Here is a 1,576-nt window from a genome sequence, read left to right as displayed (position 1 = left end):
CCACCGGCGCGCTGCTCGAACTGCGCCGCTTCCACAGCGCGCTGCCGAAAGCCGCGCGTGCGTCGCGACGAGACATCGAGGAGCATGCGGCCGGCGGCCTGCTCGACTTCGATACCGCCATCGAGCTGCTGTACCGCTTCATCGGCGAATATCTCGGCTACGCCGACACCTATGCGTCGCTCGACCAGGACGATCACGCATTCGAGCGCTCGGTCACGCATTACGCGGTGAAGACCAATTCGTTCTTCGTCGGGTTCGCGTTCCTGCGCACGATCGTCGCGGTCGGCGCGATGAGCGCGTTCTGGCTTGCCTCCGAATGGCCGAGCGGCCCGCTCGCCGTAATCGCCACCGCGATCGCGTGCGCGCTCAGCTCGACGTCGCCGCGCGCGCCGAAGTTCGTCGCGCAGATGAGCGTCGGCGCCGCATTCGCGACCGCGGTCGGCTACCTGTTCCTGTGCTACGTGTATCCGAACATCGACGGCTTCCCGCTGCTGTGCGCCACGCTCGCGCCGGTGCTCGGCCTCGGCGCGTTTCTCGCGATGCGGCCGGGCTTGTCCGGATACGGGATCGGCTTCGCGGTGTTTTTCTGCCTGCTCGCGGGGCCCGACAACGTGATCGCCTACACGCCCGAGGTGCTGATCAACAACGGGCTGGCGATCGTCGTCGCGATGCTCGCGTGCTCGCTCGTGTTCGCGGTCGTGTTCCCTACCCACATGCCGTGGCTCACGGGTCGCATCGCACACGATCTGCGCCGCCAGGTCACGCTCGCGTGCGAAGGCGCACCGGACGGCCTCGCGCAGCGCTTCCAGTCGAGTACGCACGACCTGATGGCGCAACTGCGCACGCTGCTGGTGCGGCGCACGCGACAGCATCGCGATGCGATGCGCTGGATGCTGTCGACGCTCGAGGTCGGTCATGCGGTGATCGACCTGCGCGACGAACTGAACGCGTTCTGCGCATCGAAGCCGCCGCAAACGCTGCGCTGGACCGGTTCGATCGATGCGGTGCTGCACGAGCTGCCGCGCTTCTTCGACGATCCGACGCCCGGCCACCATGCGCGCACGCTGAAATCGGTGAATCTCGCGATCCGCGCGGCGCAGCACACGCTGCAGGCGTGGTACGCCGTGCCCAACGAGCGGCACCGCATGCAGCGGATCGTCGGCTGCCTGCACTTCATGCGCAGCGCGCTGCTGGACAAGGATGCGCCGTTCAACCGGCACCGCCATTGACGATCGGTGCGCGCGCAACGGGATCCTTGTTCCGGATGGAAATAAGCTCTACAGCCGCGGTGATTAATCTTTAAGCAGTGCGAGCCTATAGTTTCCTCACTGCCAGCGAGACTGGCACTCACCCAGGAGAAACCAAAATGAAGCCGCTGCACCTCGCCCTCGTTGCCCTGTCGCTCACCGCTGCTGTTGCTCACGCACAGCCGGCACCGGCAGCCGTCGCACCGCAACAGGCGAACCGCGCTGAAGCCGTCGCGACCGCAGGCCGCGTCGACCGTTCGCAATCGAAGCAGGAAGACCCGAACGCGTGTGTCGGCCCGGTCAGCTTCTGCAACATCTACTTCGGCAGG

General features: G+C 66.3%; 2 protein-coding genes. Both read left to right on the top strand.

What is annotated here, in order from left to right; genetic code table 11:
* Nucleotides 1-1,229 (top strand): FUSC family protein (locus tag G3N99_RS39435; protein WP_206125104.1); only part of this gene is annotated, 1,229 nt, incomplete at its 5' end.
* Nucleotides 1,230-1,366: 137 nt separating this feature from the next.
* The coding region (locus G3N99_RS39430; protein WP_206125103.1) for a hypothetical protein at nt 1,367-1,576 on the top strand (210 nt) is incomplete at its 3' end.

Source organism: Burkholderia sp. Ac-20392 (genome assembly GCF_017104585.1).
GTDB lineage: Bacteria > Pseudomonadota > Gammaproteobacteria > Burkholderiales > Burkholderiaceae > Burkholderia > Burkholderia lata.
The sequence above is the reverse complement of the archived record's forward strand: the minus strand, read 5'-3'. Positions and strand labels throughout refer to the sequence as shown.